Below are 24570 nucleotides of genomic sequence, written 5' to 3'. Positions count from 1 at the left end.
TAGCACTATGTTAACTGAGCTATTGCGTTGACGCTATGTCAGGAATCCAGGGGAAGTAAAACAGGACTAATGAGAAAGGTTAAAATTGGACTGGCGCTGGGCTCAGGTGCAGCCCGGGGATGGTCACACATCGGCGCTATTAATGCCTTAAACAAGATGGGCATTGACGTTGATATTGTCGCAGGGTGTTCAATAGGATCGCTTGTCGGCTCCGCTTACGCGTGCGGGAAGCTTCCGGAACTCGAGACGTGGGTGCGCTCCTTCAGCTACTGGGACGTGCTGCGTCTGATGGACCTCTCGTGGCAGCGTGGTGGGCTGTTGCGCGGCGAACGCGTATTTAACCAGTTCCGCCAGGTTATGCCTCTCGAAGACTTCACTGATTGTCAGATGCCCTTCGGCGCCGTCGCGACGAACCTCAGCACGGGTCGCGAACTCTGGCTGACCGAAGGGGATATTCACCTTGCCGTGCGTGCCTCCTGCAGTATGCCGGGGCTCATGGCACCTGTCCCACACAACGGCTACTGGCTTGTCGACGGTGGCGTCGTGAACCCGGTCCCCATCTCTTTGACCCGTGCAATGGGGGCGGACATCGTGATTGCTGTCGATCTGCAGCACGACGCTCACCTGATGCAACAGGACCTCATGCCGGTCAATCTCCAGAGCGAAGATGCCGAGGGCGAGAAACTGGCCTGGCATGAGCGCCTGCGCGGAAGAATCGGGCGTATGGCCGCACGTCGCTCGGTTACCGCACCGACGGCGATAGAAATCATGACCACGTCAATCCAGGTACTGGAGAATCGCCTTAAGCGCAATCGTATGGCAGGGGACCCGCCAGATATTCTTATTCAACCCTACTGTCCGCAAATATCTACCCTTGATTTCCATCGGGCTGAGGCCGCCATCGCAGCGGGCTCGTTAGCCGTCGAAAAGAAAATGGACGAGTTGTTGCCTTTTGTGCAAGCAGCACGTTAAGCACCTTTTTTTGATTACTTCAGCAAAATCTGACAGGCGATAGTGCCGATCGCATGCCACTATTTAGTTACTGTCAGCCAGGGGAGGAACCATGACGCAGCCATTGGCCGGAAAACACATTTTGATTGTTGAAGACGAGCCCGTTTTCCGATCGCTACTGGATTCGTGGTTATCCTCGCTGGGCGCAATGACGTCACTGGCTGAAGATGGCATCGACGCCCTGGAAAAAATGATCAGCATTACGCCCGATTTGATGATTTGCGACATTGCGATGCCGCGCATGAATGGACTGAAGCTGGTTGAACATCTGCGTAACGAAGGCAATCAGACGCCGATTCTGGTGATCTCTGCCACAGAGAATATGGCGGATATTGCCAAAGCACTACGCCTTGGCGTACAGGATATTCTGCTTAAGCCGGTCAAGGATCTTAACCGGCTGCGTGAAACGGTCTTAGCGTGCCTTTATCCCAATATGTTTAATTCCCGGGTAGAGGAAGAGGAGCGTCTTTTCCAGGACTGGGATGCCCTGGTGAGTAATCCACCAGCCGCAGCGAAACTGTTGCAAGAGCTTCAGCCACCCGTACAGCAAACTATTTCACACTGTCGCGTAAATTATCGCCAGCTGGTGGCGGCTGATCAGCCAGGACTTGTGCTGGATATTGCGCCTCTGTCTGATTCCGACCTTGCGTTTTATTCTCTGGATGTCACCCGGGCGGGGGATAATGGTGTATTAGCCGCGTTACTTCTTCGCGCGCTATTTAATGGTTTACTGCAGGAACAGTTATCGCATCAAGGACAACGATTGCCGGAGTTAGGCAGTTTACTCAAACAGGTAAACCAGCTTTTTCGCCAGGCCAATTTGCCCGGACAGTTCCCGCTGCTGGTCGGCTATTACCACAGCGGTTTAAAGAATCTGATCCTCGTTTCAGCAGGTCTCAACGCTTCACTGAATACCGGTGAACATCATATTCAGGTAAGTAACGGTGTACCGCTTGGGACATTGGGAACGGCGTATCTTAATCAAATTAGCCACCGCTGTTCCTCCTGGCAGTGCCAAATTTGGGGTGCCGGGGGACGTCTACGCTTAATGTTGTCCACGGAATAAGCAATTGGATCTTAATTTTAAGATTGCTTTACCTGTGTTTTGCGGGGAGTGCTACTATCGCTGCCCGGTTTCATGCGTATTTATCCTAATTGATCGGCAACGCGTTCTTTTCAGACCCGGACTGCGGGGCGAGGCTGATATACTCAACGCGTTATTTATTGCATAAAAGTTCAAAACTTGAACAGCTCAGGAGAATTTGAATGGCTGCCCTAAATTCGAAAGTCAGAAAGGCCGTCATCCCGGTAGCGGGATTGGGGACCAGGATGTTACCAGCAACTAAGGCGATTCCTAAAGAGATGCTGCCTCTGGTTGATAAACCATTAATCCAGTATGTCGTAAACGAATGTATCGCAGCCGGCATCACTGAAATTGTGCTGGTTACGCATTCATCAAAAAACTCTATCGAAAACCATTTCGATACAAGCTTTGAACTTGAAGCCATGCTGGAAAAGCGTGTTAAGCGTCAGCTGTTAGAAGAAGTTCAGTCTATTTGCCCTCCACACGTTACCATTATGCAGGTTCGTCAGGGACTGGCGAAAGGTCTTGGCCACGCTGTTATGTGTGCACATCCTGTTGTGGGTGATGAGCCTGTAGCGGTAATTCTGCCTGACGTTATTCTGGACGAATACGAATCTGATCTTTCTCAGGATAACCTGGCTGAAATGATCAAACGCTTTGATGAAACCGGCAGCAGCCAGATCATGGTTGAGCCTGTTGAAGACGTGACGGCGTACGGTGTGGTTGACTGCAAAGGCGTTAACCTTGAGCCGGGCGAAAGCGTGCCAATGATTGGCGTAGTAGAGAAGCCTAAAGCCGACGTAGCGCCTTCAAACCTGGCCGTTGTAGGTCGTTACGTTCTGAGTGCTGAAATCTGGCCTCTGCTGGCGAAAACGCCTCCAGGAGCAGGGGATGAGATCCAGCTTACGGATGCCATCGATATGCTGATCGAGAAAGAGACCGTTGAGGCTTACCATATGAAAGGTAAGAGCCACGACTGCGGTAATAAGCTCGGTTATATGCAGGCGTTTGTTGAATATGGTATTCGCCACAATACCCTTGGCGAAGAATTTAAAACCTGGCTCAAAGAGAGCGCTGGTTTTAAGAAATAAGCCAGGCTGCAAATGTTCGAAACCGGTGAGGCGTTGCCCACCGGTTTTTTTATGCCCAAAACACCCCGTAATCAGCGTGGTTGTAAGCGTTGTGAAATAGCCGAATAACGCTTAATGACAGAGTGTAAGGGGATGTTTGCGGCAAATTCTGGTTAAAAAAAATCCCGCATTACGCGGGATTTTTCTGAATGTGGCGTGATTAATCCTTGATCAGGAAATCATCCAGCTGTTTACCTTGCTCATCCATGGCTTTCTTGATAACAGCAGGAGTACGACCCTGGCCAGTCCAGGTTTTAGTTTCGCCGTTCTCGTCAACGTAGCTATATTTAGCAGGACGAGCAGCACGCTTGGCTTTGGTACCGGTTTTAGCGGCAGCCATGCTGTTCAGCAATTCATTTGGATCGATACCATCAGCAATCAGCATTTCACGATATTGCTGCAGTTTACGAGTACGCTCTTCGATTTCAGCAGCAGCAGCGCTTTCTTCTTCGCGACGTTCATTAACTACAACTTCTAATTTTTCCAGCATTTCTTCAAGCGTTTCGAGGGTGCATTCTCTTGCTTGCGCACGAAGAGTACGGATGTTGTTCAGAATTTTAAGTGCTTCGCTCATTGTAGTAATCTCAAACTTATAATGGGGGGTGGTTTGTTGACCTAATAATAGAGCCATAAATTCAGATGTGCAATAGCCAGGAATGTAAGGAATTCAAAAAATACTAAATAATGTCACTATTATTAATTACGCTAACTTAAATTTCATCACCCGACAGTCTCGCTTGTTATCACGCAAGCCTGCTTAACCCGGTCGATTGCATCTTTTTTTTGTGACATTTACCGCAGGAATTATAGTTGCGGCGGATAAATATCAGCCTTTTGTATTAGTTCCCACCCGTGATGTTAAGACTGAAATAGTTAATAAATGGTGAATTTTAATGAACGGTGATTCCACTATAAAAAGAAGTGTTATGTTTGACTGAACATATAACATATTAGCCTGGCTGAGTGCGTTTACTTCCTGTTTTAACGGATTATTTTCTCAAACAGCAGGCTCTGAGCTCCGCGCTGAACCGCTTCCTCTGTGCGCTGTATCGCTGATAACCAGACAAAATATGGTACAATGACTCATCGGGAATATTACACATTGATTAGGGTTTTTACGGCCAATGGCACAACTTTATTTCTACTATTCGGCAATGAATGCCGGTAAATCCACCGCGTTGCTGCAATCCTCGTACAATTACCAGGAGCGCGGGATGCGTACCGTTGTTTATACGGCTGAAATTGACGATCGCTTTGGCGCAGGGAAGGTGAGCTCCAGAATAGGGCTCTCGTCACCAGCCAGGCTGTTTAACCCTAAAACCGATCTGTTTGAAGACATTCGCGCGGAACATGCTGATCAGCCCATTCACTGTGTCCTGGTAGATGAGAGCCAGTTTCTGACGCGTGAACAGGTTCACGCCCTTTCCGAGGTGGTTGATGAGCTCGATATTCCGGTGCTTTGTTACGGGCTGCGCACGGATTTCCGCGGTGAGCTCTTTGCCGGGAGCCAGTATTTGCTCGCCTGGTCGGATAAACTTGTTGAACTGAAAACGATCTGCTTCTGCGGTCGCAAAGCCAGTATGGTGCTTCGTCTCGACCAGGCCGGAAAACCTTATGCAGATGGTGAGCAGGTGGTGATAGGCGGTAATGAACGCTATGTATCGGTATGTCGTAAGCATTATAAAGAAGCGCTGTCTGTAGGCTCGCTGACGTCGATTCAGCACGACAACAGGAAATAAGGTCAGCCTTATTATTCAGACATAAAAAAACCCGCCATTAAGGCGGGTTTTTCATTTGCTGTCAGTTAAGCGCTTTTCTTCGCTTTCTTGTCAGCTTTGATGACAGGAACTTCTGTTTTCACAGCGGCAACGTCATTTTCTTTGAACTCACGACCGTAGAAGGTATCCAGCAGAATCTGTTTCAGCTCGGAGATCAGTGGGTAGCGCGGGTTAGCACCAGTACACTGGTCATCGAATGCATCTTCAGACAGCTTGTCTACGTGGGCGAGGAAGTCAGCTTCCTGAACGCCCGCTTCACGGATAGATTTAGGAATACCCAGTTCAGCTTTCAGGCTTTCCAGCCATGCCAGCAGTTTCTCAATCTTCGCAGCAGTACGGTCGCCCGGTGCGCTCAGACCAAGGTGGTCTGCGATTTCAGCATAACGACGACGTGCTTGCGGACGGTCGTACTGGCTGAAAGCAGTCTGCTTGGTTGGGTTGTCGTTAGCGTTATAACGGATAACGTTGCTGATCAGCAGGGCGTTCGCCAGACCGTGAGGAATGTGGAACTGAGAACCCAGCTTGTGCGCCATAGAGTGGCAAACCCCCAGGAAGGCGTTCGCAAACGCGATACCGGCGATGGTTGCTGCACTGTGAACGCGTTCACGCGCTACCGGGTTTTTAGACCCTTCGTTGTAAGACGCTGGCAGGTTTTCTTTCAGCAGTTTCAGAGCCTGCAGAGCCTGGCCGTCAGAGAACTCAGATGCCAGTACAGAAACGTAGGCTTCCAGGGCGTGAGTCACCGCATCCAGACCACCGAACGCACACAGTGACTTCGGCATTTCCATGACCAGGTTCGCATCAACGATAGCCATATCTGGGGTCAGTGCATAGTCAGCCAGTGGGTATTTCTGACCTGTTGCATCGTCTGTTACTACCGCGAATGGCGTCACTTCTGAACCGGTACCAGAAGTGGTGGTTACCGCGATCATTTTCGCTTTTACGCCCATTTTCGGGAACTTGTAGATACGTTTACGGATGTCCATAAAGCGCAGCGCCAGTTCTTCGAAGTGAGTTTCAGGATGCTCGTACATGACCCACATGATTTTCGCGGCGTCCATTGGGGAACCACCACCCAGTGCGATAATCACATCTGGTTTGAAGGAGTTAGCCAGTTCTGCACCTTTACGTACAACGCTCAGGGTAGGGTCAGCTTCAACTTCAAAGAACACTTCAGTTTCAACGCCAGCCGCTTTCAGCACAGAAGTGATCTGGTCAGCGTAGCCGTTGTTGAACAGGAAACGGTCAGTCACGATGAGCGCACGTTTGTGGCCATCAGTAATCACTTCATCCAGCGCGATTGGCAGTGAGCCACGGCGGAAGTAGATAGATTTCGGAAGTTTGTGCCACAACATGTTTTCAGCTCGCTTAGCAACGGTTTTCTTGTTGATCAGGTGTTTTGGACCAACGTTTTCAGAGATGGAGTTACCACCCCAGGAACCACAACCCAGAGTCAGGGAAGGTGCGAGTTTAAAGTTGTACAGGTCACCGATACCACCCTGAGAAGCAGGGGTGTTAATCAGGATACGTGCAGTTTTCATCATCTGACCGAAGTGAGCAACACGTTCTGGCTGGTTATCCTGGTCGGTGTACAGACAAGACGTGTGACCGATACCGCCCATGGCAACCAGCTTCTCGGCTTTCTCTACCGCGTCTTCGAAATCTTTCGCACGGTACATTGCAAGCGTTGGAGACAGTTTTTCGTGTGCAAACGGCTCGCTTTCGTCGACAACTTTCACTTCACCGATCAGGATCTTAGTGGTTGCCGGAACGGTAAAGCCTGCGAGTTCAGCAATTTTATAGGCCGGCTGACCCACGATAGCGGCGTTCAGCGCGCCATTTTTCAGGATGATGTCCTGAACTGCTTTCAGCTCTTTGCCCTGCAGCAGGTAGCCGCCGTGGCTGGCGAAACGTTCGCGAACGGCATCGTACACTGAATCGACAACAACAACAGACTGTTCAGATGCACAGATCACGCCGTTATCGAAGGTTTTAGACATCAGTACAGACGCAACGGCACGCTTGATATCAGCGGTTTCGTCGATAACAACGGGGGTGTTACCGGCGCCCACACCGATGGCAGGTTTACCGGAGCTGTATGCGGCTTTAACCATGCCAGGACCACCGGTCGCCAGGATCAGGTTAATGTCCGGGTGATGCATCAGCGCATTGGAGAGCTCAACGGAAGGTTGGTCGATCCAGCCAATCAGATCTTTTGGTGCGCCAGCAGCGATCGCCGCCTGCAGGACAATATCCGCAGCTTTGTTAGTCGCGTCTTTCGCACGTGGATGTGGAGAGAAGATGATTGCGTTACGGGTCTTCAGGCTAATCAGTGATTTGAAGATAGCAGTAGACGTTGGGTTAGTTGTCGGAACAATACCGCAGATGATGCCGATAGGTTCAGCGATGGTGATGGTACCGAAGGTGTCGTCTTCGGACAGCACGCCACAGGTTTTCTCATCTTTATAGGCGTTGTAGATATACTCGGAAGCAAAGTGGTTTTTGATCACTTTATCTTCCACGATACCCATGCCGGATTCGGCAACGGCCATTTTAGCGAGAGGGATTCGAGCATCTGCAGCAGCCAGTGCGGCCGCGCGGAAGATTTTATCAACCTGTTCTTGGGTGAAATTGGCATATTCACGCTGGGCTTTTTTAACGCGCTCGACGAGTGCGTTCAGTTCAGCGATATTAGTAACAGCCATAATGCTCTCCTGATAATGTTTAAACTCTTTTAGTAAACCAGCGCTCGATACGTCACACAGTATAGACAGAGCCAATACGACTTGCGTAACACAAAGTAAAACAAAGAGTTACTTTCTGCATCTGCACACTAATTTACTAAAAGAGCCTTACCTTAGCATCATCCATTTTTGTCAGGCGATCTCCCTGGGGGCGTAACCAAGATTACTCACTTCTGAGTACGGAAATCATGATCTGCATCAATTTTCCCCCAAGCTGATACCTTTCAGCAGGGTTATTTCGTTGAGATTTTTCCAGTGTTAAATAATTACGTAAGTATTGGAAGTGACGCTATCATTGATTATACATATGTTTAACATCATGAAATGATAACGTTTTGCCACAGATTTCGAGTGAAGTGTGCTAATAAAAAGGGTATCTTCAGCGCGATTTCTCATGACAAATTGTCAGTCCCGGGCATGTGTATAAGCGGAGCAAAACGTGATCCAAACGCTCTTTGATTTTCCAACGTATTTTAAATTTTTTATTGGTTTGTTTGCCCTGGTCAACCCGGTGGGGATCATTCCTGTCTTCATTAGTATGACGAGTTACCAGACGGCGGCGGCCAGGAATAAGACCAACCTCACCGCTAACCTGTCAGTGGCTATCATATTGCTCACCTCCCTTTTTCTGGGTGACGCCATTCTCCAGCTCTTCGGGATTTCGATCGACTCTTTCCGCATTGCGGGGGGGATCCTGGTCGTGACCATCGCCATGTCCATGATCAGCGGTAAGCTGGGCGAGGATAAACAGAACAAGCAGGAGAAGTCAGAAACCGCTATTCGCGAAAGTATTGGCGTGGTGCCGCTGGCCTTACCGCTTATGGCTGGTCCTGGCGCCATCAGTTCAACTATTGTCTGGGGCACGCGTTACCATAGCCTGATGCACCTGATAGGTTTTTCCGTCGCCATTGCGCTTTTCGCGCTCTGCTGTTGGGGCGTATTCCGCATGGCACCCTGGCTGGTGCGCCTGTTGGGGCAGACGGGCATTAACGTCATAACGCGTATCATGGGCCTGCTGTTGATGGCGTTAGGGATTGAATTCATCGTTACGGGTATTAAAAGCATTTTCCCCGGCTTGCTGCACTGATATTTCGTATGAAAGAACGGAGCAACGGCTCCGTTTTTTTTACGTCATTATCAGTAAATCCTATAACTAAAGTTGAAATGCTCACATATCATAATAAATTCTACTAATAATGTTCATTGCTTGTATTTCAACAAGTTATTAATTCCCCCTAAACCCGCCTGCGCAGAAAACCTGCGATCGCTCTGTTATTTTACTCACATGATACTCTGGGGCTTGCTGAGAGATAACCGAAATGATATTAGTAATTTCAACATTCCCCTAGATGAATGTGCTAAATAATAATCAGTTGTTAAATTTTTGTACAAAATCACTCGATGATAGCGCAGCGACGCGCTTGAAGAGGAGGATTTCTCTATCTTGTTGAATATTATGTTGTTTAAGTGATGTTCGATGTCCGGCAGGGCTGCCTTCAACGATGCGGTACTCACCGTAAAAGAGAATTGCTTAACAAATTTGCAAAATGTATTGGCGCGCGTTTACGCCATTTGATACTTTCCGGCCTAATATTTTGCAGCATAAAACAAGCAGATGAGAATTATTTTCATATGGTTCTCTTCTCAGATATCCAGCGCAGGCCTCAAACAGGGGAGGCCTGTAAAGAATCGACGCAAGACGGCCATACGAGCGGTCAGTAATAAAAAAGTCGGTGATAGCAAGCAGTAAAAGAAGAACCTGACAGCAGCAAAAAAAACTCCTGCGCTGTACAGGCCCCAACAGGGGATTACACAGCTGGCGAAGGCCAGTCATTATAATGAGTGGAGTACCAACACAATGTCCATCATCACAAAAAAAAATCTGGTAGCGGCGGGGATTTTAACTGCGCTAATCGCGGGCAACGCTGCAATGGCTGCGGACGTTCCTGCAGGTGTTCAACTGGCTGAGAAACAGACGCTGGTGCGTAACAACGGTGCGGAAGTTCAGTCTCTTGACCCGCACAAAATTGAAGGTGTTCCTGAGTCTAACGTTAACCGCGACCTGTTCGAAGGCCTGCTGGTGACAGACGTAGACGGCCACCCGGCGCCGGGTGTTGCAGAAAAATGGGAAAACAAAGATTTCAAAGTCTGGACCTTCCATCTGCGTAAAGATGCGAAATGGTCCGACGGTACACCGGTCACAGCCGAAGATTTCGTTTATAGCTGGCAGCGTCTGGCGAACCCAAACACCGCCTCTCCGTATGCGAGCTACCTGCAATATGGCCACATCGCCAATATTGATGACATCATCGCGGGCAAAAAGCCGATTACCGACCTGGGCGTAAAAGCGATCGATGCCAATACCTTCGAAGTGACGTTGAGCGAACCTGTTCCGTACTTCTATAAGCTGCTGGTTCACCCGTCCGTCTCCCCGGTACCAAAATCCGCTGTGGAAAAATTTGGTGAGAAATGGACGCAGCCTGCCAATATCGTAACCAACGGTGCCTATAAGCTGAAAGACTGGGTGGTCAACGAACGTATGGTGCTTGACCGTAACCCGCAGTATTGGGACAACGCGAAAACCGTCATTGACCAGGTGACCTACCTGCCAATCTCTTCTGAAGTGACTGACGTTAACCGCTACCGCAGCGGTGAAATCGACATGACCTATAACAACATGCCGATTGAGCTGTTCCAGAAACTGAAAAAAGAGATCCCTAAAGAAGTTCACGTCGATCCGTATCTGTGCACCTATTACTACGAAATCAACAACCAGAAAGCACCGTTTACCGACGTACGTGTCCGTACTGCGCTGAAGCTGGCACTGGATCGCGATATCATCGTGAACAAAGTGAAAAACCAGGGCGATCTGCCGGCGTACAGCTATACACCTCCATACACAGATGGCGCAAAACTGACCGAGCCAGACTGGTTCAAACAGACTCAGGAACAGCGTAATGCAGAAGCGAAGAAACTGCTGGCCGAAGCGGGCTACACCGCAGATAAGCCGCTGACCTTCAGCCTGCTGTACAACACCTCCGATCTGCACAAAAAACTGGCTATCGCCGTCGCCTCGATCTGGAAAAAGAACCTGGGCGCGAACGTGAAGCTGGAGAACCAGGAGTGGAAAACCTTCCTCGACAGCCGTCATCAGGGCACCTTTGATGTGGCACGTGCTGGCTGGTGTGCGGACTATAACGAACCAACCTCCTTCCTGAACACCATGCTGAGCGACAGTTCGAACAACACCGCTCACTATAAGAGCCCGGCGTTCGACAAGCTGATTGGCGACACGCTGAAAACCACTGACGAAGCACAGCGTACAGAACTGTACTCTAAGGCCGAGCAGCAGTTGGATAAAGATTCCGCGATCGTTCCGGTTTACTACTACGTTAACGCCCGTCTGGTGAAACCGTGGGTAGGTGGGTATACCGGTAAAGACCCGATGGATAATATCTACGTTAAAAACTTGTATATTATCAAGCATTAATGGCAATGAGTGGGGCGGGCGTGCTCGCCCCACGGTGTCTAACCAACGTCACATAATATAGGCACACGCCAGAAGGTACGGGCAATGTTGAAATTTATCCTACGTCGCTGTCTTGAAGCGATTCCAACGCTATTTATTCTCATCACGATTTCTTTCTTCATGATGCGCCTTGCGCCGGGAAGTCCATTTACCGGTGAGCGTACGCTGCCGCCTGAAGTCATGGCGAATATCGAAGCGAAATACCACTTGAACGATCCTATCTCCACCCAGTACTTCAATTACCTGAAGCAGCTGGCCCACGGCGATTTTGGACCGTCATTTAAATATAAAGACTATTCCGTTAACGACCTGGTCGCGTCCAGCTTCCCGGTTTCGGCTAAGTTGGGTGCTGCGGCATTCATTCTGGCCATCGTTTTCGGGGTCACCGCAGGCGTTATCGCCGCGCTCAGACAAAATACCAAATGGGATTATGCCGTGATGGGGGTGGCAATGACCGGGGTAGTGATACCCAGCTTCGTTGTCGCGCCATTACTGGTGATGATATTTGCCATCACGCTGAAGTGGCTGCCTGGCGGCGGCTGGAACGGCGGGGCATTGAAGTTCATGATTTTGCCGATGGTGGCATTATCTCTGGCGTACATCGCCAGTATCGCGCGTATCACCCGTGGCTCAATGATCGAAGTGCTGCACTCGAACTTCATTCGTACCGCGCGCGCTAAAGGGCTGCCGATGCGTCGGATTATCTTCCGTCATGCGCTCAAACCGGCGCTGTTGCCCGTGCTCTCCTACATGGGACCGGCATTCGTCGGGATCATCACCGGCTCTATGGTTATCGAAACAATTTACGGTCTGCCTGGCATTGGTCAGCTGTTCGTTAACGGCGCGCTCAACCGCGACTATTCGCTGGTACTGAGCCTGACGATTCTCGTCGGTGCGCTGACCATTCTCTTTAACGCTATTGTCGATGTGCTGTATGCCGTCATCGACCCGAAAATTCGTTACTAACGCTGGAGCACGCCATGATGTTGAGTAAGAAAAACAGCGAGGCGCTGGAAAACTTCAGTGAAAAACTGGAAGTAGAAGGTCGTAGCCTCTGGCAGGACGCGCGCCGTCGCTTTATGCACAACCGTGCAGCGGTTGCCAGTCTGGTTGTTCTGGTGATCATCGCCCTGTTTGTGACCCTGGCGCCGATGCTGTCGCAATTTACCTATTTCGACACCGACTGGGGCATGATGTCCAGCGCGCCGGATATGGAATCAGGCCACTATTTCGGCACGGACTCCTCGGGACGCGATCTGCTGGTGCGTGTCGCTATCGGTGGCCGTATCTCGCTGATGGTCGGTATTGCTGCCGCGCTGGTGGCGGTGATCGTGGGTACGCTCTACGGCTCACTTTCCGGCTATCTTGGCGGCAAAATAGACTCGGTAATGATGCGTCTGCTGGAAATCCTGAACTCCTTCCCGTTCATGTTCTTCGTCATCCTGCTGGTGACTTTCTTTGGTCAGAACATCCTGTTGATCTTCGTGGCCATCGGGATGGTGTCCTGGCTGGATATGGCGCGTATTGTTCGCGGCCAGACGCTGAGCCTCAAACGCAAAGAGTTTATCGAAGCCGCGCAGGTAGGCGGTGTATCTACCGGGAATATCGTGGTTCGCCATATTGTTCCTAACGTGCTGGGCGTAGTGGTGGTCTATGCCTCACTGCTGGTGCCAAGCATGATCCTCTTTGAATCTTTCCTGAGCTTCCTGGGGCTGGGCACGCAAGAACCGCTAAGCAGCTGGGGCGCGCTGCTGAGCGATGGCGCAAACTCGATGGAAGTTTCACCGTGGCTGCTGCTTTATCCGGCAGGTTTCCTGGTCGTCACCCTGTTTTGTTTTAACTTTATCGGCGATGGCCTGCGTGATGCCCTCGACCCGAAAGACCGTTAAGGAGCGCCGTCATGACAATTATTGAAACGGCCACTGCGCCACAGGTGCAACAGCAGAACAATCTTCTGCTGGATGTGAAAGACCTCCGCGTGACCTTTAAAACGCCGGACGGGGATGTAACCGCCGTCAACGATCTCAACTTCAACCTGCGCGCGGGTGAAACGCTGGGGATCGTGGGTGAGTCCGGTTCCGGAAAATCCCAGACAGCCTTTGCACTGATGGGCCTGCTGGCCTCTAACGGTGTTATTGGGGGATCCGCTAAATTCAACGGTCGTGAAATCCTCAACCTGCCGGAACACGAGCTGAACAAGCTGCGTGCCGAACAGATCTCGATGATTTTCCAGGATCCCATGACATCGCTGAATCCGTATATGCGCGTAGGCGAGCAGTTGATGGAAGTCCTGATGCTGCACAAAGGTCTGGGCAAAGCGGAAGCCTTTGAAGAGTCGGTCAAAATGCTGGATGCAGTGAAAATGCCGGAAGCACGTAAGCGTATGCGAATGTTTCCGCACGAGTTTTCTGGCGGTATGCGTCAGCGCGTGATGATTGCGATGGCGCTGCTGTGCCGGCCAAAGCTGCTGATAGCCGATGAACCTACCACCGCGCTCGACGTTACCGTTCAGGCGCAAATCATGACCCTGCTGAACGAGCTGAAGCGTGAGTTCAACACGGCGATTATCATGATCACCCACGACCTGGGCGTGGTGGCGGGCATCTGTGACAAAGTGCTGGTAATGTACGCCGGTCGTACTATGGAATACGGCAAAGCGCGCGATGTCTTCTATCAGCCTGCGCACCCGTACTCGATTGGTCTTTTGAATGCGGTGCCGCGTCTGGATGCGGAAGGGGAATCGCTCCTCACCATTCCGGGCAACCCGCCAAACCTGCTGCGTCTGCCGAAAGGCTGTCCGTTCCAGCCGCGCTGCCCGCACGCGATGGAAATCTGCAACAGCGCTCCGCCGCTGGAAGAGTTTGCACCAGGCCGTCTGCGCGCCTGCTTTAAGCCGCAGGAGGAGCTGGTATGAACGCATTAGATGAAAAACGCAACGTGCTGCTCGAAATCGCTGACCTTAAAGTGCATTTCGACATCAAAGACGGCAAACAGTGGTTCTGGCAGCCGCCGAAGACCCTGAAAGCGGTAGATGGTGTCACGCTGCGCCTGTACGAAGGGGAAACCCTGGGCGTGGTGGGAGAGTCCGGCTGCGGTAAATCGACCTTTGCGCGAGCCATTATTGGTCTGGTAAAAGCTACCGACGGAAAAGTGGCCTGGCTGGGCAAAGATCTGCTGGGCATGAAACCCGACGAGTGGCGCGCGGTGCGCAGCGATATCCAGATGATTTTCCAGGATCCGCTGGCGTCACTTAACCCGCGTATGACCATCGGCGAGATTATTGCCGAGCCGCTGCGGACCTATCATCCGAAGATGTCTCGTCAGGAAGTGCGCGATCGCGTTAAGGCAATGATGATGAAAGTCGGCCTGTTGCCTAACCTCATCAACCGCTATCCGCATGAATTCTCCGGCGGTCAGTGCCAGCGTATTGGTATTGCCCGTGCGCTGATCCTCGAACCGAAGCTGATTATCTGCGATGAGCCGGTTTCCGCGCTGGACGTGTCCATTCAGGCACAGGTAGTTAACCTGCTGCAGAAGCTGCAGCGTGAAATGGGGCTGTCGCTGATCTTCATCGCGCATGACCTGGCCGTGGTGAAACACATCTCTGACCGCGTGCTGGTGATGTACCTGGGTCATGCCGTGGAGCTGGGCACCTATGACGAGGTGTACCACAATCCATTGCACCCTTACACCAGAGCGCTGATGTCAGCGGTACCGATCCCCGATCCCGATCTGGAGAAAAATAAAACCATCCAGCTTCTGGAAGGGGAATTACCCTCACCAATTAACCCGCCGTCGGGCTGCGTCTTCCGCACGCGCTGCCCAATGGCCGGGCCGGAATGTGCGAAAACGCGACCAGTTCTCGAAGGCAGTTTCCGACATGCGGTTTCCTGCCTGAAAGTAGACCCGTTATAATCGCAAGGGCTGACATGATGTCAGCCCTTATTTTTTTGCGAGGTTACTGTGTCGCGTTTATTTACCTCAGCCCGTCGGCGGCTATATCATTTTTTATTCGATCCTGAAACGGTATCCGGACGACGCTTCGAAGGTCTTTGCGGTTTATTTGCGCTCCTCAGCGTGGTTGTCATCTTTATAGAATCCGGTGCGGGGACGCAATATCACCTGACGTTCGATGAATGGCATATCTTTGTCTGGCTTGAGCTGGCGATTACCCTGGTCTTTACCGCTGAATATCTCCTCAGAGTAATAGCCTGGCCCAATCCGGCCAGATATGTTTTCAGCTTCTGGGGATTTATTGATTTAGCCACCATCCTGCCGCTCTATGTGATGTGGCTGTGGCCGGAGATCAGCCTGAGCTATGTCTTTGCCTGGCGAGCAATGCGCGTGATTCGGGTATTACGTATTCTGAAGTTATTGCGTTTTATGCCGTCATTACGCGTGTTCTGGAGTGCGATCGTCAGCGCGCGGCATCAGCTTATTTTGTTCTACTCGTTTATTGCCATCGTCATGATTGTATTTGGCGCGCTGATGTATTTAATAGATGGGCCCAAATATGGCTTTACGACGCTCAATGCGTCCGTCTACTGGGCCATTGTGACCGTCACCACCGTGGGGTACGGGGATATCACGCCCCATACGCCACTGGGTCGCATTGTTGCGTCAGTGCTGATTTTGATTGGCTATTCGGTGATTGCGATCCCGACGGGTTTGATTACCACGCACATGAGCAGTGCCTTTCAGAGCCGCAAGCAGCAGCGCAAATGTCCGCGTTGCCAGCAGGGCGAACATGAACACAGCGCGCGGTTTTGTTACCGCTGCGGCAGCGAATTGCCGGAGTAAACAAAAAAGGCTGCAATCGCAGCCTTTTTTGTTATTCGCGCCAGAGTATATGGCACAGCTTATGGTCTTTCTCACGACACAGCAGGACGCGAGCGAATATATCGTTAATTTCGCCGCCATCTTCATCGGCCAGCCCAATCACCACTTCGGCAAAGAAGTCAGGGTTCAGGTCGAAATCCACATGCTCAGCCCAGTCTTCTGAAGGGTCGAACAATTCAGCGCCGCCGCGCTCTTCGAACTGCAGATTAAAGAGGATCACGTCTGCGGGATCGAGGTTATCAACCGCCAGTTCGAGAAAAATGTCATAGGCCTGCTCGAGCGTTTCGTCTTCGGTCAGGCGATTGTTCAGATCCATTTCCATGATGACTACCTGTTTAACATCGTTGGGCACGTTTTACAGCAACGGACTAAAGAAGTAAAACAGTCGTTCGGCAATTCTCTGCCACAGCGGACGTTTTACCCACAGTCTGGCATCCAGCAGCCGCGAGCGGGAGATATAATCATCCTGCACCGCGGCGAGATCGCCGCCAAAACCGGCATCATCAATGACCAGCGTAATTTCAAAGTTTAACCACAGGCTGCGCATATCCAGGTTGACCGTTCCCACCAGGCTCAGTTCACCGTCGACGAGAACGCTCTTGGTGTGGAGTAATCCGCCTTCAAACTGGTAAATTTTTACCCCGGCGGCCAGCAGTTCGCTAAAGAATGCCCGGCTGGCCCAGCCTACCAGCAGGGAGTCATTTTTACGCGGCAGAATAATGCTCACATCGACACCGCGCTGCGCGGCGGTACAGATCGCGTGCAGAAGGTCGTCGCTGGGGACAAAGTAGGGCGTCGTCATGATCAGATATTCACGCGCTGAGTAGGTTGCCGTCAGCAGCGCCTGATGAATTAAGTCCTCCGGGAAGCCCGGCCCGGAAGCAATGGTATGAATGGTGTGACCGCTGGCCTCTTCAAACGGCATAATATTGCCGTCCGGAGGCGGCGGCAGGATACGCTTGCCGGTTTCAATCTCCCAGTCGCAGGAATAAACGATGCCCATCGAGGTGGCAATCGGCCCCTCCATTCGCGCCATCAAGTCTACCCACTGGCCCACGCCCGAGTCCTGTTTGAAGAAGCGCGGGTCAACCATGTTCATACTGCCGGTGTAGGCGATATAGTTATCGATCATGATCATTTTGCGATGCTGTCGGAGATCCATCCGGCGCAGAAACACGCGCAGTAGATTGACCTTTAACGCCTCGACCACCTCGATCCCTGCATTACGCATCATGCCCGCCCAGGGGCTACGGAAAAATGCCACGCTACCTGCGGAGTCAAGCATCAGGCGGCAATGAATGCCGCGCCGCGCGGCGGCCATCAGCGACTCAGCGACCTGGTCAGCCATCCCACCGGGCTGCCAGATATAAAAAACCATCTCAATATTATGACGTGCCAGCTGAATATCGCGGATTAACGCCTGCATGACGTCGTCGGACGAGGTCAGCAGTTGGAGTTGATTGCCCTTAACACCGCCAATCCCCTGACGGCGCTCGCACAGCTTAAACAGTGAGGAGGCGACGCTGCTGTTCTCCTCGGCAAAGATATGTTTGCAGGCCTTGAGGTCGTTCAGCCACTTCGCGGTTGAGGGCCACATGGCGCGGGCGCGCTCGGCGCGGCGTTTACCCAGATGAAGCTCACCGAAAGAGAGATAGGCAATAATTCCCACCAGCGGGAGGATGTAGATTATCAGAAGCCAGGCCATGGCAGAGGGTACGGCTCTGCGCTTCATCAGGATGCGTAATGTCACACCCGCGATTAACAGCCAGTATCCCAAAATGACCAGCCAACTCACCACGGTGTAGAAGGTTGTCATAGGTAAAAAAATCCTTTTGAAAGCGTATTGTTATGAGTGTACGCATCAGGATTCATCTGGCAAATAAAAACGCCAGGTAAAAGCGCTGGTTTGCTGCCGGGTTGGGTTTATAATGGCCTTTCTTTTAGAGAAAAAGTGTTAGAGAAAGAGTTGTAGACATGAAGCGCAGTAGAACAGAAGTAGGGCGCTGGCGCATGTTGCGACAGGTGAGTCGTCGCAAGGCTCGTTGGCTGGAAGCACAATCCCGCCGCAATATGCGTATTCACGCCATCAGAAAATGTGGAATGACCAGGCATCGTAACGCGTTGCTGTTCGCAGTCCAGGATATCTGAGTACCATGAGGGCACCGTAATGGTGCCCGCTGATTTTATAGCGTCTGATTTTGGGAATAACGTATTTGCAGCGTTGTTCCTGCTGTGTTTAGCAAAAGGAGGGAGAAGTGTTTGCGGAGTTTGGCGTACTGAATTTCTGGACGTATGTTGTTGGCGCGTTTTTTATCGTGCTGGTGCCAGGGCCGAATACCCTGTTTGTGCTCAAAACCGGGATTGGTCACGGCGTTAAAAAAGGGTATCTCGCCGCCACGGGCGTATTTATCGGCGATGCGGTACTGATGTTTCTGGCCTGGGCGGGCGTAGCGGCATTAATCCAGACCACGCCGGTACTGTTTAATATCGTGCGTTATCTCGGGGCCTTCTATCTGCTCTGGCTGGGGGGCAAAATGCTCTGGTCGGTGGTGAATCGTCAAAAAAACGCGCATGAGAGCGGCCCCGAACCTGCCAGTATGATCATGAAACGTTCGCTGGTATTGAGCCTGACGAATCCCAAAGCGATTCTGTTCTACGTATCGTTCTTCGTTCAGTTCATTGACGTGAACGCACAGAGCACCGGCACCTCTTTCCTTATCCTCGCGACGACGCTGGAGTTGATAAGCTTCATGTACATGAGCTTCCTGATCTTCTCCGGTGCGTTTGTCACGCGTTATCTCAAAACGAAAAAGAAACTGGCAAAGCTGGGGAACGGTTTGATAGGGCTGCTGTTCGTCGGATTTGCGGCGAGGTTGACGTCGCTGCATTGATGGTTTGAAAGGCTCCTGAGGGAGCCTTTTTAATATATTTGACAACCCCTCATCATTTAGTTGTATAGTACAACTAAATGATGAGGACAGAACATGCACAGCGAAACCCCGGTAGTCAGCTCTATTCGACGTTCCTCGCGCCTCATGGTGCGAGAGTTAGGTTTTATGGGTTCTACCCTGGCCTCAACGAGCTACTCACCTTCGGCCGTCCATACCCTGGTCGAAATCGCCTTACGCAAACAGATGATGGCGAGTCAGCTGGTGCAACTGCTGGGCCTGGAAAAGTCCAGCGTCAGCCGGATGCTTGCTCGCCTGATTGCCGCGGGCGAAATCGAGGAAGTGATCTCACCTGAAGATGCAAGAGCAAAGAGCCTCAGGCTGACCGCGAAAGGTCACGAGACGGTCAGCAAAATTAATGCCTTCAGCAATGAGCGCGTGGTCACAGCAATAAAATGTCTTGCTCCTGCCCAGCAGCAGACCATTTCTGAGGGGCTCTCCCTTTATGCCAATGCGCTGCTGGCATGCCGTGAGTCGGGCAACGAGACGCACCCTGACGAGCTTACGATAGTGCAGGGGTATATCCCCGGCATGATTGGCCGTATAGCGGAAATGCACGGGAGTTATTACGCTCGTGAACATCATTTTGGCCGCTTTTTTGAGGCCAAAGTGGCGACAGGACTCGCAGAATTTAGTGAACGCCTGGATAAGCCATGCAACCAGATCTGGCTGGCGATGATGACCGGCAGGATAGTGGGGTCAGTGGCGATCGATGGCGAGGATCTGGCGTCGGGTGAAGCCCATCTTCGCTGGTTTATTCTTGATGATGGCTGCCGGGGACACGGCGTGGGGAAAAAACTGCTGAATGAAGCGATGCGGTTCTGCGATAACGCCGGTTTTTCAGCCGTGCACCTCTGGACATTCAATAAGCTGACCGCCGCCCGGCGTCTGTACGAGTCGTTTGGGTTTACGCTAGTAAAAGAGTGGGAAGGCGACCAGTGGGGAAGCCTTATCACAGAGCAGCAGTTTACCCGGCATAAAGACGCATAACCTCCGCTATCAAAAAGGCTCCTTTCGGAGCCGCTTTGGTATCAGAATACTTTCTTATACGGTCGAACCGTCACTTTCGCATACACACCTGCTGCAACATATGGATCTGCGTCAGCCCATGCCTGAGCGGTTTCCTGAGATTCAAACTCAGCAATCACGGTGGAACCGGCAAAACCGGCGGCGCCCGGATCGTTGCTGTCTACTGCAGGCATTGGGCCGGCGGTCAGTAAACGGCCTTCATCCTGGAGCAGCTGCAAGCGTGCCAGATGCGCAGGGCGCACGGCCTGGCGTTTTTCGAGCGAATCAGCAACATCTTCAGAGTAAATCACGTAAAACACGGCGAAGCTCCTTAACCGGTAAAAGTGTCAGTTACGTTATGTGAAAGGGCAAACGACTGCAATGTAAAATAAAAACAATGTTAATACCCTGATCTGAATGCGCCTTTTTTGGCCTCTCATGCGCTAAAGTTGCGTCAGAACAAAGTGTCTTATTGAATATGATTGCTATTTGCATTTAAAATCAGTGTTCGGTTTTTTAACGTTGATGATTATGACTTCGATGACCCTTGATTTACCTCGCCGCTTTCCCTGGCCGACGCTGCTTTCTGTCGTGATTCACGGTGCTGTTGTGGCGGGTTTGCTGTATACCTCGGTTCATCAGGTTATTGAAATGCCCGCGCCCGCGCAGCCGATTTCGGTGACGATGGTATCGCCAGCGGATCTCGAACCGCTGCAGGTTGCCCCTCCGCCGCCACAGCCGGTGGCTGAGCCAGAGCCTGAGCCTGTTCCGGCGCCACCGAAGGAAGCGCCGGTGGTGATCCACAAGCCTGAGCCGAAGCCAAAACCTAAGCCGAAGCCAAAGCCGGTGAAGAAGGTCGAGGAGCGTCCAAAACGCGAAGAACGTCCGGTTGAACCGCGTGCGACCCAGCCGGTGGAGAATACGGCACCTTCGCGTCCGGTGATGAATAACACTGCAACCGCGCCTAAGCCGACAGTCAGCGCCCCCGCGGGTCCGCGCGCGCTGAGTCGCAACCAGCCTCAGTATCCGGCACGCGCGCAGGCCTTACGTATTGAAGGCCGCGTACGGGTTAAATTTGACGTCACTGCGGATGGCCGTGTGGATAACGTGGAAATCTTGTCCGCTCAGCCTTCTAATATGTTTGAGCGCGAAGTGAAATCGGCGATGCGCAGATGGCGCTATGAAGCCGGAAAACCGGGCAGCGGACTGATTGTGAATATTGTTTTCCGCCTGAACGGCGGGGCGCAGATGGAATAAAAAAAGCCTCCTGATGGAGGCTTTTTTTTTCCTGTCGATCAGGCCTGCGGAAGTTGACGAGGTTTACCCTCGCTATCCACGGCGACATAAATAAACAGCGCTTCGGTGGCCTTATAACGCTGCCCAATAGGTTCAGAAGAGACTTTCTTAACCCATACTTCGATGTTGATGGAAATAGAGGTGTTGCCGCGTTTGACGCAGCGCGCGTAGCAGCAAACCACATCGCCCACCGCAACCGGGCGCAGGAAGGTCATGCCGTCCACTCGCACAGTCACCACGCGCCCGTGGGCAATCTCTTTTGCCAGAATTGCACCGCCCATATCCATCTGCGACATCAGCCAGCCGCCAAAAATATCGCCATTGGCATTGGTGTCAGCGGGCATTGCCAGTGTGCGTAAAACCAGTTCGCCCTGCGGGGCGTTATTTGTTGTCATTGTTTTAACTCGTAACGGAAGACTTCAGGCGGGATGCTACTATGATTTCACAGCGGAGAGAATAGACCAGAACGCCTGTCGTTGACGTTCTGGTCAGTCGTTAATCAGTGCTTGTCGTCCTGCGGCATGTGGCGATAGATGTATACGCCGCTTAACAACGTGAAGATAAGCGTCAGCGCGGTCAGGCCGAAGACTTTGAAGTTGACCCAGATATTCTGCGGCAGCCAGAAGGCGATATAGATATTGGCAAGACCACAGAGAATAAAGAAGACCGCCCAGGCGATATTCAGACGGGACCAGACTTCCTGAGGCAGCGTCAGCTCTTTGCCCAGCATGCGCTGGATCAGCGGCTTTTTCATGACCCACTGGCTAATTAACAATGCGCCCGCAAACAACGCGTAAATAACGGTCACTTTCCACTTAATAAATTCATCGTTGTGGAAGAACAGCGTAAGCCCGCCGAATACGGCGACCAGGACGAAGGTTATCAGCGCCATTTTTTCGACTTTACGATAGCGAACCCAGCTGTAGATCAGTACAACAGCGGTTGCAACGATCAGCGCAGTGGTCGCGGCATAAATGTCATACAGCTTATAAAAAGCAAAAAAGACCACGAGCGGTAAAAAATCAAGAAACTGCTTCATTCTGTGATTCCATCTTCTGAGCGGGGCGGGAGGCAGCGATGCCACCCGCCTCAGGGTTACTGACGAATTAACATATACAGGCGGAACAGATAGACCAGCAGTACCGCTGAAATCAGATTGCTCAGCGTATTCGCCACTACGGCGCCAACATTTGGCGTTAATACCGCAAAATTCGGTGCAAACAACAGCAGGAGCGTTTTGGCGAGTAACCAGCCGATCACGGCGGGAGCCACCAGACGCATATTAGCCCATGCCAGTCTGATGCTGCTGCGCATCGCGGTAAAAATCCCCATCTTATCCTGCACCACCATCACAGGCGCAAATGAGAGCACGATAGCCAGTAATACGCCCGGCACCACGACCAGCATAATCCCCATTTGCACCAGCATGGTGGTTAAAAAGATCAGGATAAACAGCTTAGGTAAGACTGGCGCACTGGCACCAATCGCCCGTAAGGCGCTGACCCGGTGCCCCGCCGATACCAGCTGAATCATCAGCAAAACGCCGCCCGCCAGAACCGCATTACCAATCAGGCCTGAGAACGTAGACGCGGCAGACGCTCGCAGCAGAATTTGCTGCTGCTCCGGCGTCATGTTTTGCACCAGTTCAAATAGCCCCACGCTTCCGGCAAGGTGCTCACCCTGGCTCAGGCTGGCAATCTGTTCATCACTCGGTGAGAAGGCATGGCCAAGCACCACCGTGATAAAGGCACATAGCAACGCGATCAGTAAAAAGGTTATGAACTGATTGCGGAAAAAGTTTCCCGTGTCACGGTAGACAGACTTCGCCGTGATAGACATGCACTCTCCTTGAGTATTGCAGGTGTTAATTAGCCGGCAATTGTACACCGGATGCACCTGCTGTGGCAGCATCAAGGCTTGTATGGAAAAGCATATCTTTGTAAAGCGGCGGTAATCCAACGCGCGCCCGGGCGCGATTGCAGGATTCATTGACCTGCCCATCTTCTCCCGACATGGCAAATTCCCGGCACGGGCTGGGCCGATCCTCATAGATGGAACACCGGGTAGAGACCCCGGGCTCACCTTGCAGCGCGACGCAGCGGACCTGCTTTTGGTTCGTGCCGCTCATGCAGCGCAGAAAGGGGGTTAACGGCTCTGTGAGATGAACCGGAACGGCACCGCCGCCATCGCTGGCTTCGGCCCAGTAGAAAGAGACTCGAAAATACGCACAACAGGCTCCGCACGTCATGCACGGGTTTTTATCACTCATGGCACACCTGCAAAAGAAGAACGCATCAAATCAACTTGTAAGAGCGATAAATTATCCAGCCGCCAGAGGAAGAGCAAGAGGGGGAAAAGGGAAAATTTTGTAACTGTGAAATGCCAAAAATTGACATGGAAACAACTTATCGCTTTTGGATGTGCAACAAAAAATTAATCCAGATCAATGAATGTTAAGTTACTGGTTTTAATGTGATCTGTAGCAGATCACTTATTACTCATTTGTGAGTATATTCTCACCCGCGATTAAAACCACAACGATGGAGCGGATATGAAAAAATTAGCGGTGGCAGCCCTTGTATTAAGCAGTCTCTCTGGCGGCGCGTATGCGCATGAAGCAGGCGAATTCTTTATTCGTGCCGGTTCGGCTACGGTTCGCCCAACTGAAGGATCGGATAACGTGCTGGGTATGGGCGGTTTTAACGTCAGTAATAACACCCAGTTAGGGTTAACGTTCACCTATATGGCGACGGAAAACGTTGGTGTTGAGCTTCTGGCTGCAACGCCGTTCCGTCATCGCGTTGGTTTGGGCGCAACCGGTGATATCGCTACGGTTCACCATTTACCGCCAACGCTGATGGCGCAATGGTACTTTGGCGATGCCAGCAGCAAGGTTCGCCCATATATTGGCGCCGGTGTGAACTACACCACCTTCTTTGACGAGAAGTTTAACGATACCGGTAAAGAGGCCGGTCTGACGGACCTCAGCCTTAAAGATTCATGGGGTATGGCGGGGCAGGTCGGTCTGGATTATCTGATTAACCGCGACTGGCTGATCAACGCCTCGGTCTGGTACATGGATATTGATACGGACGTACGCTTCAAGGCGGGCGGTCAGCAGCAAAGTATCAATACTCGTCTGGATCCGTGGGTGTTTATGTTCTCTGCGGGTTATCGTTTCTGATCCCGGCCGTTCAATGCGC

General features: G+C 51.7%; 25 protein-coding genes. 16 read left to right on the top strand and 9 right to left on the bottom strand.

Annotated elements, in window-relative coordinates; all coding sequences use genetic code 11:
• Positions 1-69 precede the first annotated feature (69 nt).
• The 3 genes from rssA (at position 70) to galU (ending at position 3186) form a co-directional block, all read left to right on the top strand.
• Positions 70-972 carry a patatin-like phospholipase RssA gene (rssA, locus tag V1566_RS15990; protein WP_395303957.1) on the top strand — a complete coding sequence of 301 codons (903 nt, stop codon included), beginning with the start codon at positions 70-72 and terminating at the stop codon, positions 970-972.
• A gap of 91 nt (positions 973-1063) precedes the next feature.
• Positions 1064-2077: a two-component system response regulator RssB gene (gene rssB, locus V1566_RS15985; protein WP_021240333.1), complete on the top strand. Its 1014-nt coding sequence runs from the start codon at positions 1064-1066 to the stop codon at positions 2075-2077.
• 200 nt (positions 2078-2277) lie between these two features.
• Positions 2278-3186 carry a UTP--glucose-1-phosphate uridylyltransferase GalU gene (gene galU / locus V1566_RS15980; RefSeq protein WP_395303956.1) on the top strand — a complete coding sequence of 303 codons (909 nt, stop codon included), beginning with the start codon at positions 2278-2280 and terminating at the stop codon, positions 3184-3186.
• A 199-nt stretch (positions 3187-3385) separates the two neighbouring features.
• On the opposite strand, the gene hns is transcribed toward galU, so the two are convergent.
• Positions 3386-3799, bottom strand: a complete 414-nt coding sequence (gene hns, locus V1566_RS15975; RefSeq protein WP_008502781.1) for a histone-like nucleoid-structuring protein H-NS — start codon at positions 3797-3799, stop codon at positions 3386-3388.
• 550 nt (positions 3800-4349) lie between these two features.
• Here hns and tdk point away from each other — a divergent pair.
• Positions 4350-4964: a thymidine kinase gene (gene tdk, locus V1566_RS15970; RefSeq protein ID WP_395303955.1), complete on the top strand. Its 615-nt coding sequence runs from the start codon at positions 4350-4352 to the stop codon at positions 4962-4964.
• Between the two features lie 65 nt (positions 4965-5029).
• On the opposite strand, the gene adhE is transcribed toward tdk, so the two are convergent.
• Positions 5030-7708: a bifunctional acetaldehyde-CoA/alcohol dehydrogenase gene (gene adhE / locus V1566_RS15965; protein ID WP_121424021.1), complete on the bottom strand. Its 2679-nt coding sequence runs from the start codon at positions 7706-7708 to the stop codon at positions 5030-5032.
• Between the two features lie 478 nt (positions 7709-8186).
• On the opposite strand from adhE, the gene V1566_RS15960 reads away from it, so the two are divergent.
• The 7 genes from V1566_RS15960 (at position 8187) to V1566_RS15930 (ending at position 16076) form a co-directional block, all read left to right on the top strand.
• Complete coding sequence (locus V1566_RS15960; RefSeq protein ID WP_023312098.1) at positions 8187-8834, top strand: YchE family NAAT transporter; 648 nt, start codon at positions 8187-8189, stop codon at positions 8832-8834.
• A 771-nt stretch (positions 8835-9605) separates the two neighbouring features.
• Complete coding sequence (oppA, locus tag V1566_RS15955; protein WP_121424019.1) at positions 9606-11237, top strand: oligopeptide ABC transporter substrate-binding protein OppA; 1632 nt, start codon at positions 9606-9608, stop codon at positions 11235-11237.
• Positions 11238-11321: 84 nt separating this feature from the next.
• Positions 11322-12242, top strand: a complete 921-nt coding sequence (oppB, locus tag V1566_RS15950; RefSeq protein ID WP_008502786.1) for an oligopeptide ABC transporter permease OppB — start codon at positions 11322-11324, stop codon at positions 12240-12242.
• Positions 12243-12256: 14 nt separating this feature from the next.
• The gene (gene oppC, locus V1566_RS15945) at positions 12257-13165 is read left to right on the top strand and encodes an oligopeptide ABC transporter permease OppC (RefSeq protein ID WP_023312096.1); all 909 of its coding nucleotides are present in this window, start codon (positions 12257-12259) and stop codon (positions 13163-13165) included.
• 11 nt (positions 13166-13176) lie between these two features.
• A complete protein-coding gene (locus V1566_RS15940) occupies positions 13177-14190 on the top strand; it encodes an ABC transporter ATP-binding protein (protein WP_029741727.1) in 1014 nt (337 codons plus the stop codon).
• Positions 14187-15191 carry a murein tripeptide/oligopeptide ABC transporter ATP-binding protein OppF gene (gene oppF, locus V1566_RS15935; RefSeq protein ID WP_023335972.1) on the top strand — a complete coding sequence of 335 codons (1005 nt, stop codon included), beginning with the start codon at positions 14187-14189 and terminating at the stop codon, positions 15189-15191. The genes V1566_RS15940 and oppF overlap by 4 nt, the downstream gene beginning before the upstream one ends.
• 48 nt (positions 15192-15239) lie before the next feature.
• Complete coding sequence (locus V1566_RS15930) at positions 15240-16076, top strand: ion transporter (RefSeq protein ID WP_395303954.1); 837 nt, start codon at positions 15240-15242, stop codon at positions 16074-16076.
• Positions 16077-16107: 31 nt separating this feature from the next.
• Here V1566_RS15930 and V1566_RS15925 read toward each other — a convergent pair whose 3' ends face one another.
• Both V1566_RS15925 and cls read right to left on the bottom strand, forming a co-directional pair.
• The gene (locus tag V1566_RS15925) at positions 16108-16437 is read right to left on the bottom strand and encodes an HI1450 family dsDNA-mimic protein (protein WP_006810881.1); all 330 of its coding nucleotides are present in this window, start codon (positions 16435-16437) and stop codon (positions 16108-16110) included.
• A 33-nt stretch (positions 16438-16470) separates the two neighbouring features.
• On the bottom strand, positions 16471-17931 hold the full coding sequence (cls, locus tag V1566_RS15920) for a cardiolipin synthase (protein WP_008502791.1): 1461 nt from the start codon (positions 17929-17931) through the stop codon (positions 16471-16473).
• Positions 17932-18089: 158 nt separating this feature from the next.
• Here cls and V1566_RS15915 point away from each other — a divergent pair, with 158 nt between their 5' ends.
• From V1566_RS15915 to V1566_RS15905, 3 genes are all read left to right on the top strand, one after another.
• A complete protein-coding gene (locus V1566_RS15915; RefSeq protein ID WP_021240326.1) occupies positions 18090-18263 on the top strand; it encodes a YciY family protein in 174 nt (57 codons plus the stop codon).
• Between the two features lie 107 nt (positions 18264-18370).
• On the top strand, positions 18371-19006 hold the full coding sequence (gene leuE, locus V1566_RS15910) for a leucine efflux protein LeuE (protein WP_395303953.1): 636 nt from the start codon (positions 18371-18373) through the stop codon (positions 19004-19006).
• A 93-nt stretch (positions 19007-19099) separates the two neighbouring features.
• The gene (locus V1566_RS15905) at positions 19100-20053 is read left to right on the top strand and encodes a GNAT family N-acetyltransferase (protein ID WP_395303952.1); all 954 of its coding nucleotides are present in this window, start codon (positions 19100-19102) and stop codon (positions 20051-20053) included.
• A gap of 41 nt (positions 20054-20094) precedes the next feature.
• Here V1566_RS15905 and V1566_RS15900 read toward each other — a convergent pair whose 3' ends face one another.
• Positions 20095-20391: a YciI family protein gene (locus V1566_RS15900; protein ID WP_032656697.1), complete on the bottom strand. Its 297-nt coding sequence runs from the start codon at positions 20389-20391 to the stop codon at positions 20095-20097.
• A gap of 220 nt (positions 20392-20611) precedes the next feature.
• Here V1566_RS15900 and tonB point away from each other — a divergent pair, with 220 nt between their 5' ends.
• Complete coding sequence (gene tonB, locus V1566_RS15895; RefSeq protein ID WP_395306004.1) at positions 20612-21328, top strand: TonB system transport protein TonB; 717 nt, start codon at positions 20612-20614, stop codon at positions 21326-21328.
• Between the two features lie 38 nt (positions 21329-21366).
• On the opposite strand, the gene yciA is transcribed toward tonB, so the two are convergent.
• The 4 genes from yciA to V1566_RS15875 all read right to left on the bottom strand — a co-directional run bounded on the left by yciA (position 21367) and on the right by V1566_RS15875 (position 23636).
• Entirely contained in the window at positions 21367-21762 is a 396-nt protein-coding gene (yciA, locus tag V1566_RS15890; RefSeq protein ID WP_023335966.1) for an acyl-CoA thioester hydrolase YciA, read from the bottom strand.
• A 104-nt stretch (positions 21763-21866) separates the two neighbouring features.
• Entirely contained in the window at positions 21867-22406 is a 540-nt protein-coding gene (locus V1566_RS15885) for a septation protein A (protein ID WP_023312088.1), read from the bottom strand.
• A gap of 56 nt (positions 22407-22462) precedes the next feature.
• A complete protein-coding gene (locus V1566_RS15880; protein WP_395303951.1) occupies positions 22463-23206 on the bottom strand; it encodes a YciC family protein in 744 nt (247 codons plus the stop codon).
• A gap of 25 nt (positions 23207-23231) precedes the next feature.
• On the bottom strand, positions 23232-23636 hold the full coding sequence (locus V1566_RS15875) for a YkgJ family cysteine cluster protein (RefSeq protein ID WP_395303950.1): 405 nt from the start codon (positions 23634-23636) through the stop codon (positions 23232-23234).
• Between the two features lie 282 nt (positions 23637-23918).
• On the opposite strand from V1566_RS15875, the gene ompW reads away from it, so the two are divergent.
• Positions 23919-24551 carry an outer membrane protein OmpW gene (ompW, locus tag V1566_RS15870; protein WP_023312086.1) on the top strand — a complete coding sequence of 211 codons (633 nt, stop codon included), beginning with the start codon at positions 23919-23921 and terminating at the stop codon, positions 24549-24551.
• The last annotated feature ends 19 nt before the right edge of the window (positions 24552-24570 follow it).

This window comes from Enterobacter sp. ECC-019, from assembly GCF_043974075.1.
Lineage (GTDB): Bacteria > Pseudomonadota > Gammaproteobacteria > Enterobacterales > Enterobacteriaceae > Enterobacter > Enterobacter asburiae_D.
Note: the sequence above shows the minus strand (reverse complement) of the source record. Positions and strands in the feature narration are given on the sequence as shown.

What these genes read in the sequence shown, in the direction of transcription:
- rssA (WP_395303957.1), top strand. Translation starts at nt 70, where the DNA reads ATGAGAAAGGTTAAAATTGGACTGGCGCTGGGCTCAGGTGCAGCCCGG.
- rssB (WP_021240333.1), top strand. Translation starts at nt 1,064, where the DNA reads ATGACGCAGCCATTGGCCGGAAAACACATTTTGATTGTTGAAGACGAG.
- galU (WP_395303956.1), top strand. Translation starts at nt 2,278, where the DNA reads ATGGCTGCCCTAAATTCGAAAGTCAGAAAGGCCGTCATCCCGGTAGCG.
- hns (WP_008502781.1), bottom strand. Translation starts at nt 3,799, where the DNA reads ATGAGCGAAGCACTTAAAATTCTGAACAACATCCGTACTCTTCGTGCG.
- tdk (WP_395303955.1), top strand. Translation starts at nt 4,350, where the DNA reads ATGGCACAACTTTATTTCTACTATTCGGCAATGAATGCCGGTAAATCC.
- adhE (WP_121424021.1), bottom strand. Translation starts at nt 7,708, where the DNA reads ATGGCTGTTACTAATATCGCTGAACTGAACGCACTCGTCGAGCGCGTT.
- oppA (WP_121424019.1), top strand. Translation starts at nt 9,606, where the DNA reads ATGTCCATCATCACAAAAAAAAATCTGGTAGCGGCGGGGATTTTAACT.
- oppB (WP_008502786.1), top strand. Translation starts at nt 11,322, where the DNA reads ATGTTGAAATTTATCCTACGTCGCTGTCTTGAAGCGATTCCAACGCTA.
- oppC (WP_023312096.1), top strand. Translation starts at nt 12,257, where the DNA reads ATGATGTTGAGTAAGAAAAACAGCGAGGCGCTGGAAAACTTCAGTGAA.
- V1566_RS15940 (WP_029741727.1), top strand. Translation starts at nt 13,177, where the DNA reads ATGACAATTATTGAAACGGCCACTGCGCCACAGGTGCAACAGCAGAAC.
- oppF (WP_023335972.1), top strand. Translation starts at nt 14,187, where the DNA reads ATGAACGCATTAGATGAAAAACGCAACGTGCTGCTCGAAATCGCTGAC.
- V1566_RS15925 (WP_006810881.1), bottom strand. Translation starts at nt 16,437, where the DNA reads ATGGAAATGGATCTGAACAATCGCCTGACCGAAGACGAAACGCTCGAG.
- cls (WP_008502791.1), bottom strand. Translation starts at nt 17,931, where the DNA reads ATGACAACCTTCTACACCGTGGTGAGTTGGCTGGTCATTTTGGGATAC.
- V1566_RS15915 (WP_021240326.1), top strand. Translation starts at nt 18,090, where the DNA reads ATGAAGCGCAGTAGAACAGAAGTAGGGCGCTGGCGCATGTTGCGACAG.
- V1566_RS15905 (WP_395303952.1), top strand. Translation starts at nt 19,100, where the DNA reads ATGCACAGCGAAACCCCGGTAGTCAGCTCTATTCGACGTTCCTCGCGC.
- tonB (WP_395306004.1), top strand. Translation starts at nt 20,612, where the DNA reads ATGACCCTTGATTTACCTCGCCGCTTTCCCTGGCCGACGCTGCTTTCT.
- yciA (WP_023335966.1), bottom strand. Translation starts at nt 21,762, where the DNA reads ATGACAACAAATAACGCCCCGCAGGGCGAACTGGTTTTACGCACACTG.
- V1566_RS15885 (WP_023312088.1), bottom strand. Translation starts at nt 22,406, where the DNA reads ATGAAGCAGTTTCTTGATTTTTTACCGCTCGTGGTCTTTTTTGCTTTT.
- V1566_RS15880 (WP_395303951.1), bottom strand. Translation starts at nt 23,206, where the DNA reads ATGTCTATCACGGCGAAGTCTGTCTACCGTGACACGGGAAACTTTTTC.
- V1566_RS15875 (WP_395303950.1), bottom strand. Translation starts at nt 23,636, where the DNA reads ATGAGTGATAAAAACCCGTGCATGACGTGCGGAGCCTGTTGTGCGTAT.
- ompW (WP_023312086.1), top strand. Translation starts at nt 23,919, where the DNA reads ATGAAAAAATTAGCGGTGGCAGCCCTTGTATTAAGCAGTCTCTCTGGC.